This is a genomic window from Acinetobacter lwoffii, assembly GCF_024129355.1.
Lineage (GTDB): Bacteria > Pseudomonadota > Gammaproteobacteria > Pseudomonadales > Moraxellaceae > Acinetobacter > Acinetobacter lwoffii_I.
This window is the reverse complement of sequence record NZ_JAMXXP010000059.1, coordinates 1-8012: the sequence shown is the minus strand read 5'-3', so window position 1 is coordinate 8012 and position 8012 is coordinate 1. Positions and strand designations below refer to the sequence as shown.

Annotated in this window: 6 protein-coding genes and 4 pseudogenes; 7 read left to right on the top strand and 3 right to left on the bottom strand. The window is 58.3% G+C overall.

Annotated features, from left to right (window positions below):
• Positions 1-355: 355 nt before the first annotated feature.
• Together clpK and NI468_RS16435 are read left to right on the top strand one after the other, a co-directional pair.
• The gene (gene clpK / locus NI468_RS15630) at positions 356-3199 is read left to right on the top strand and encodes a heat shock survival AAA family ATPase ClpK (protein ID WP_171265306.1); all 2844 of its coding nucleotides are present in this window, start codon (positions 356-358) and stop codon (positions 3197-3199) included.
• A 3-nt stretch (positions 3200-3202) separates the two neighbouring features.
• Positions 3203-3376 (top strand): annotated as a pseudogene (locus tag NI468_RS16435) (PLDc N-terminal domain-containing protein); the annotation flags it as partial.
• Positions 3377-3389: 13 nt separating this feature from the next.
• Here the strand turns inward: NI468_RS16435 and NI468_RS16430 are convergent.
• Entirely contained in the window at positions 3390-3572 is a 183-nt protein-coding gene (locus tag NI468_RS16430) for a hypothetical protein (RefSeq protein ID WP_441370412.1), read from the bottom strand.
• On the opposite strand from NI468_RS16430, the pseudogene NI468_RS16425 reads away from it, so the two are divergent.
• A pseudogene (locus NI468_RS16425) lies at positions 3550-3642 on the top strand (PLDc N-terminal domain-containing protein); the annotation flags it as partial. The gene NI468_RS16430 and the pseudogene NI468_RS16425 sit on opposite strands and share 23 nt — an antisense overlap.
• Here the strand turns inward: NI468_RS16425 and NI468_RS15620 are convergent.
• Positions 3632-4234 (bottom strand): annotated as a pseudogene (locus tag NI468_RS15620) (IS5 family transposase); the annotation flags it as partial. The pseudogenes NI468_RS16425 and NI468_RS15620 sit on opposite strands and share 11 nt — an antisense overlap.
• A gap of 12 nt (positions 4235-4246) precedes the next feature.
• Between NI468_RS15620 and NI468_RS15615 the strand changes: the two are divergent.
• From NI468_RS15615 to NI468_RS15600, 4 genes are read left to right on the top strand one after another with little or no spacing between them, the layout of a single operon-like run.
• Positions 4247-4528: a GGDEF domain-containing protein gene (locus tag NI468_RS15615; protein WP_025465747.1), complete on the top strand. Its 282-nt coding sequence runs from the start codon at positions 4247-4249 to the stop codon at positions 4526-4528.
• Between the two features lie 11 nt (positions 4529-4539).
• A complete protein-coding gene (locus tag NI468_RS15610) occupies positions 4540-5028 on the top strand; it encodes a phosphate-starvation-inducible PsiE family protein (protein WP_004733151.1) in 489 nt (162 codons plus the stop codon).
• Positions 5015-5839, top strand: coding sequence for a zinc metalloprotease HtpX (locus NI468_RS15605; RefSeq protein WP_253102575.1), 825 nt, complete (start codon positions 5015-5017; stop codon positions 5837-5839). Before NI468_RS15610 ends, NI468_RS15605 begins: the two co-directional genes overlap by 14 nt.
• A gap of 19 nt (positions 5840-5858) precedes the next feature.
• A complete protein-coding gene (locus NI468_RS15600; RefSeq protein ID WP_171265323.1) occupies positions 5859-7010 on the top strand; it encodes a S1C family serine protease in 1152 nt (383 codons plus the stop codon).
• Between the two features lie 625 nt (positions 7011-7635).
• Here the strand turns inward: NI468_RS15600 and NI468_RS15595 are convergent.
• Positions 7636-8012, bottom strand: a pseudogene (locus NI468_RS15595) (hypothetical protein); the annotation flags it as partial.

The following is an 8012-nucleotide window of genomic DNA, read 5'->3' as shown; positions in this document are numbered from 1 at the left end:
CAACAGATTTACGGAATTAGGTCGACCACTTACCCAAGTTACGCCTTAAATTTGGCTCAATTAGGGGCGCTTTGCATTTCAAATCTTTGTGTAACAAAGCCGCTGTACATTGACTCTTGATATTTTTTCCTGGTAAGCGCAAAGTCTTACAAAGTCTTGCAAGGATTTCCTTGGCCGGAACCGCAAAGCGACGCGATTGGAGAGGGCGAAATGAAAGCGCACCTACAGGTGATTTTCACGCTCGATCCCGATCAACGGCTGACGCGGGGCAGCGCGTTTTTCTCAAAAAACAAAAAGAGATGAGGCACCGTGATCGGCGGTGCTTCGTCAGATCAATCTTTACAGGAGCATCAGTATGGACAGAAAACAATGCCAGGTCTGCGGCCAACCCGCCACCGTGCGGGTGGAAGCCAATCTCAACGGTCGTCACAGCACCATGCTGGTGTGTGACGACCATTACCGTCAACTGGTGCGCCAGCAAAAGCGCACCGTCTCGCCGCTGGAAGCCTTGTTCGGCTCGCGCAGCGGCCTGTTCGAGGACTTCCTCGGCAGTGACTTCTTCCGCATCGGCGACGACGCGACGCCGATGGCCGCCGATACCGATGACGTGGTCGATGCCTCGTTCGGCGAGCCCGCAGGTTCGGGTGCGCCGCGCCGTCGCGGCAGTGGGCTCGCCAGCCGTATCAGCGAACAGTCCGAGGCCCTATTGCAGGAGGCCGCCCGACACGCTGCAGAGTTCGGGCGCGCCGAAGTCGATACCGAACACCTGCTGCTGGCGCTATCCGACAGCGATGTGGTGAAGACCATCCTGGGGCAGTTCAAGATCAAGGTCGATGACCTCAAGCAACAGATCGAATCCGAAGCCAAGCGCGGCGAGAAGCCGTTCGAGGGCGAGATCGGCGTGTCGCCCCGGGTCAAGGACGCGCTCAGCCGTGCTTTCGTGGCCTCCAATGAACTCGGCCACTCTTATGTCGGGCCGGAGCATTTCCTGATCGGGCTCGCCGAGGAAGGCGAAGGTTTGGCGGCCAACCTGCTACGCCGTTACGGTCTCACGCCGCAAGCGCTGCGCCAGCAGGTAAGCAAGGTGGTCGGCAAAGGGGCCGAGGATGGCCGCGCCGAGACGCCGACCAACACGCCCGAGCTGGATAAATACTCGCGCGACCTCACCAAGATGGCGCGCGAGGGCAAGCTCGATCCGGTCATCGGCCGTGCGCAGGAGATCGAGACCACCATCGAGGTGCTGGCCCGGCGCAAGAAAAACAACCCGGTGCTGATCGGTGAGCCCGGCGTCGGCAAGACCGCCATCGTCGAAGGGCTGGCGCAGCGCATGGTCGCCGGTGAAGTGCCCGAGACGCTGCGCGACAAGCGTCTGGTGGAACTCAACATCAACGCCATGGTGGCCGGCGCCAAGTACCGCGGCGAGTTCGAGGAGCGCGTGCAGAAGGTGCTCAAGGAAGTGACCGAGCACCAGGGCGAGATGATTCTCTTCATCGATGAAGTGCACACCATCGTCGGTGCCGGCCAGGGTGGCGGCGAAGGCGGGCTGGACGTGGCCAACGTGTTCAAGCCGATGATGGCGCGCGGCGAGCTGAACCTGATCGGCGCCACCACGCTCAACGAGTATCAGAAGTACATCGAGAAGGACGCCGCGCTGGAGCGTCGTTTCCAGCCGGTGATGGTGCCCGAGCCGACGGTAGCGCAGACCATGATGATCCTGCGCGGCCTGCGCGACACCTTCGAGGCGCACCACAAGGTCAGCATCACCGAGGATGCGATCATCGCCGCCGCCGAGTTGTCGGACCGCTACATCACCGCGCGCTTTTTGCCTGACAAGGCCATCGACCTGCTTGACCAGGCGGCCGCACGCGTGAAGCTGTCGGCCACGGCTCGCCCAGTGGCCGTACAAGAGCTGGAGTCCGAACTGCACCAGTTGCGGCGTGAGCAGGACTACATGGCCTCGCGCAAGCAGTACGACAAGGCCGCCGAGCTGGGCAAGCGCATCGAGGCAAAAGAGGCCGAACTCAAGAAGCTCATCGAAGATTGGGAGCGCGAGCGCGCCTCGGGCAGCGCCGAAGTCAAGGCCGAGCATGTCGCGCAGATCGTCTCGCGCCTGACCGGCATTCCGGTCAACGAGCTGACGGTGGAAGAACGCGAGAAGCTGTTGCATCTGGAACAGCGGCTGCACGAGCGCCTGGTGGGCCAGGACGAAGCGGTGCGCGCGGTGGCCGATGCCGTGCGGTTGTCGCGCGCGGGGCTGCGCGAAGGCGGCAAGCCGGTGGCGACTTTTCTGTTCCTCGGGCCGACCGGCGTGGGCAAGACCGAGCTCGCCAAGGCGCTGGCCGAGTCCATCTATGGCGATGAAGGTGCGCTGCTGCGCATCGACATGTCCGAGTACGGGGAACGCCATACCGTGGCACGCCTGGTGGGCGCGCCTCCGGGTTATGTGGGCTATGACGAGGGCGGCCAGCTCACCGAGAAGGTGCGTCGCAAGCCCTACAGCGTGTTGCTGCTGGACGAGATCGAGAAGGCTCACCCCGACGTCTACAACATCCTGCTGCAGGTGTTCGACGACGGGCGGCTCACCGACGGCAAGGGCCGGGTGGTGGATTTCACCAATACCATCATCATCGCCACCTCGAACTTGGGCTCGGACATCATCCAGCGTCGGCTTAAGGCCCGTAGCGCCGCCGGCGAGGAATACGAGAAGACCAAGTCCGAGGTGATGGACGTGCTGCGCGGACACTTCCGCCCCGAGTTCATCAACCGCATCGACGAGATCATCGTCTTCCATGCGCTGGGCAAGGAGGAGATCCGCCATATCGTCGGCCTGCAGCTCGATCGTGTGGCCCGCAACGCCGCCAGCCAGGGCGTGACGCTGACCTTCGATCAGACCTTGATCGACCACTTCGCGGAGGAAGGCTACAAGCCCGAGTTCGGCGCGCGTGAACTCAAGCGCCTGATCCGCAGCGAGCTGGAGACGGCACTAGCGCGCGAGATGCTGGGTGGCGGTATCGGCAAGGGCGATCACGCCAGCGCCCGCTGGGACGACAAGGCCGAACGGGTGGTCTTCGAGCGCCAGGAGCCACCCGCGAAGCCGGCTGAGCCTGAAAAGCCCGATGCCGCGAACGTGGCCGAGACGCCGCCGAGCGACGCGAGCAAGCCTGCGCGCAAGAAGAAGTCAGCGGACGGCGAATCTTGAGCGATGAGGGCTGTCGTGTCCGACCCCAACGGGCTGACATGGGCAGCCACCCTCGTGCCGCTGGCGGTCACTATCTCCACAGCGGGGCACGCGGTCATCTTCAAGCGTGACCCTCGATCGGCCACGCTGTGGGTGCTGCTGATCGCGCTGTTGCCGCTGGACGGTTCGCTGCTGTATGGGCTGTTCGGCATCAACCGTTACCAGCGGCAACCGCATCGAGCCGCTCGTCGATGGCGAGCAGGCCTACCCGGCCATGCTCGCTGCCATCGAATAGGCGCGGAACAGCGTCGCGCTGGCTTCGTACATCTTCGACGGCCAAGGCATCGGGGCGCAGTTCGTCGATGCGCTGAGCCGGGCTCATCGACAGCGGCAAGATCGACAACGCCAAAGCGGAACTCGCCCGAGCACTGAACACCCTGGTGGTGACCTCGGTCGCCTTTCCTCAGCTCCATCGGTATAGACGGAGTCAACTCTCTCATCTTGTGGAATCTGATCGAGTAAATCACCAAGTACCTGTGAATCACTCACATTGTTGGTTGTGAGCTGAACAGCGCGTATTTGTAAGGTTTTAGCATCTATACCAATATGTAATTTACGCCATTGGCGACGATATTCAGGCTGATGTTTTTTACGCTTCCATTCACCCTCACCTAAGATTTTCAGACCTGTAGAGTCAACGATTAGATACAGTCCATCACAACTTTTTTGATAGCTAATCACAATATCAATATGCTGTTGTCGTCTACAAATTGTAGTGTAGTCTGGCGCTATCCAATTTAACCCACAAAGATGGATGAGACTTTGAACAAAGCCAGTGACCATGCGTAAAGACAATCGAAAGAGAGATTTAATCATTAGGCAGCATTGGATAGCTGCGTCGGAGTAAGTTTGATTTCGTCCTTGTTTGCCTTTTGATGGGGCATACCATTGCGTAGCAGGATCAAACCAAATGGCAATATTTCCACGATTAATGAGAGCTTGGTTATATGAAGACCAATTGGTTGTGCGATAAATTTTAGGTGTCGACTTATTCATTTGAAAATTATATTGTGGAATAAGCCTTTAGAGATAGGTTTGTGCAACAAAGCCGAAGCGGCATCGATTGAAGACGCCCAAGTATGGGCGGAGCGATTTCGTCAGGACGTTGCGACGACAGCGGTGGTGTGTGGAGAGGTGTCGATCAGCTATAGCGCCAGCATGGGGGTGGCCCCCCTTGACGTCTGCTTAAACTCTTCCGAGCAGGTGATGCAGCAGGCGGACAGCGCGCTCTACCAGGCAAAAAGACAAGGGCGCAACCAAGTTGTGGGCGCACAAGTATTTCAGAATTGAGAGGAATGGCGATGAAGGAAAAGCAACCGGACCCGATCAAAACATTTCGTGCCCAATGGGCAGTGATGACGTTCTACGAGCGCTTCGAACAGGTGATCGCGCTCGCGCTGTCCGCAATCATTGCCGTGATCATCGTGGTCTCGCTGCTGCAGCTGATCTCGATCGTCTTCAGCCTGCTGGTCATCGATGCGTTCAATCCGCTCGATCACAAGGTCTTCCAGACCGTGTTCGGCATGATCATGACGCTGCTCATCGCCATGGAGTTCAAGCATTCCATCGTGCGGGTGGCCTTGCGCCGCGATAGCATCATCCAGGTCAAGACGGTGATCCTGATCGGGCTGATCGCCCTAGCGCGCAAGTTCGTGATCCTCGACCCGGAGACCAGCCCCGCCAAGATCGCGGCGCTCGCAGGCGCGATCTTGGCCCTCGGGGCGACTTACTGGCTGCTGCGCGAGCGCGATGACCGGGCCGCCGGGGAAAGCCCAAATGAGCCATCGTGATCGGCGCCACGCGCAGGCTGCCGGCGCGCGGCATCGCTGGCTCAATCGCCTGCAAACCGCGCTGTTGGTGCTGACCCTGCGGCTGTATGGCGCACGCCCTCTGCACCCGAATGAAGCGCCCGATCTTTGGGCTGTGTTGCGCGAACTGGCGGCGCGGGCCGGGTTGCCTGCCGTGCCGGTACCGCACTACGTGCCCAGCGGGGTCGTCAACGCCTTCGCCACCGGTACGAAGCATCACGCGGCCATCGCGCTGACCGACGGTCTGCTGCGTAGCCTCACGCCCCGCGAGTTGACCGGCGTGCTCGGCCACGAAATCGCGCATATTGCGAACGAGGATTTGCGTGTCATGGGCCTGGCCGATTCCATCAGCCGGCTCACCCATCTTCTGGCCTTGTTGGGGCAAATCATGCTCCTCTTCAGCCTGCCGGCCTTGCTGTGGGGCACAGTCGCTATCCAGTGGCCGGCGCTGCTGTTGGTGGCCGTTTCGCCGCAGCTCGCGCTGCTGGGTTTGTCGCGGGTGCACGAATTCGACGCCGACCGGCTCACCGCCGAATTGACCGGCGACCCACAGGGATTGGCTTTGGCGCTCGCCAAGATCGAGCGGGAGAGTCGCGCCTGGCTGCTGCCCGGATGGGGCAACCCGGAACCCTCCTGGTTGCGCACGCATCCGGCGACGACAGAGCACATCCAACGCTTGCGGGAATTGGCTGATTCGATGGCACCGCAACCGCTTCATTCCAGCCCATTTCTGCCGGACATCCCCTTGGCGCCACGCCCACCGCGTTGGCGCGCCAGCGGTGTCTGGCGCTGATTTCAACAAGGAGAATGGCATGACCTACCCCGACCTCAACAGCCGCCCGGCGCCGGACCGATTCATCCGGCGCTGGCTCGTCATCACTGGCTGCATCGCCTCACTCATGCTGCTGTGGCAGTTCTTGCCTGCCATCGAAGCCTGGTTCAGTCCGCGCGAAGCGGCCGAGCGCACGGTGACACCGCGTGGTGATCTGGCGGCAGACGAGCAGACCACCATCCAACTGTTCGAGAAATCGCGCGGGTCGGTGGTTTACATCACCACGGCGCAACTGGTGCGTGACGTCTGGTCGCGCAATGTCTTTTCCGTGCCGCGCGGCACCGGCTCCGGCTTCATCTGGGACGATGCCGGCCACGTGGTGACCAACTTCCATGTCATCCAGGGGGCATCGTCTGCCACGGTCAAACTGGCCGACGGTCGCGATTATCAGGCTGCGCTGGTGGGCGCCAGCCCCGAGCACGACATCGCCGTGCTCAAGATCGGCGTCGGCTTCAAGCGCCCGCCCGCTGTGCCGGTGGGCACCAGTGCCGACCTCAAGGTCGGGCAGAAAGTGTTCGCTATCGGCAATCCCTTCGGATTGGACTGGACGCTCACCACCGGCATCGTCTCGGCGCTCGACCGCACCCTCGACGGCGAAGGGGGCGGGCCTGCCATCGATCACCTGATCCAGACCGACGCCGCTATCAACCCCGGCAACTCCGGCGGCCCGCTGCTCGATTCGGCCGGGCGGCTGATCGGCATCAACACCGCCATCTACAGCCCTTCGGGCGCGTCCGCTGGCATCGGTTTCGCTGTGCCGGTGGATACCGTCATGCGCGTGGTGCCGCAACTCATAAAGACCGGCAAGTACATCCGTCCGGCGCTGGGCATCGAGGTGGATGAGCAGCTCAACGCGCGTCTGCAGGCGCTGACCGGTAGTAAGGGCGTATTCGTATTGCGCGTGACGCCGGGCTCGGTGGCGCACAGGGCCGGGCTCGTCGGCATCGAGGTCACCGCAGGCGGCATCGTGCCCGGCGATCGCGTTATCAGCATCGACGGTATCGCCGTCGACGACGTCACCACATTACAGGCCCGGCTAGACGACAAGAACGTTGGAGATGTTGTGGTCTTGTTAGTGGAGCGGGCCGGCAAGACTCGCGAGATGCTTGTGGAACTACAACCGGGAGTTTGATGGAAAGTGGGTCATGGATCTGCACAGCGAAGCAGTCAAGCGACTTCAGCCTTGCGCCGAACTACGAGCCCTAGCTAGTGCAGTGGGGGGGAAGGCTGTTTAGGTTAAATGGATATAAGGGAGTCATTTTTGATTGTGTTTTTAAAAGAAGGTGTTGATTTTTTTGGGTAAGCATTTAGGGCGTCCAAGGGTTGGAGCAGTTGGCACGGATGAGAGAGCTCAATGCTCGCTAGGGATTGGATCTATGTGTTTTTTCTGACTGACTGCTTACGTGTTGGAACGGGCAACATCGGAAAAGGATGAATTTTTATTTTCACCATTTACCGTATTTTTCGAGCCTGGGCGAAAATTAGGATGATACTTTAGCGCCCTTAATCATTCTCCCATGAAAGGCAAAACGATCCAGTCTCGGGTGTAAGTGCTCACAACATACTGATATAAAATGGATTTTTTATGAATAGGAGAGCGCGCGACGTTTCTCTCTGTTTTTAGGGTTAGGATGAAACTTTATTTGCATCCCACAACTGAACTAAAATTTCACTCTTTTCTACTTCGCAAATGTATAGAAAACATGAAATACCAAGTAATTTCATACATATATGATTGTATAAAAAATATTCTTTAATTAGGATTTGTTCTTCTGTAAGCTTATGAATAAATTTTTAAAGCGATTTTTCCATTCATCTGGTGTTGCGTATAAATGTTTTATTGCAATCATTTTATTAATGAAACTATCACAGTAGAGTGCCCATTTTTTTATTCCCTTGGCATTTTCTAGTTCAATACAGATTTTTTTAATTTGTGCGCTTGTTAACTTCTGCTGTGTAAAGATAAGAAAAGCACAAAATGCCTCATGATTTTTATTTTTATGTATATCGATGAGATAGGAAAAAACATTTTGATTTTTTAAGGGCTTTGTTGCACAAAGATTTGAAATGCAAAGCGCCCCTAATTGAGCCAAATTTAAGGCGTAACTTGGGTAAGTGGTCGACCTAATTCCGT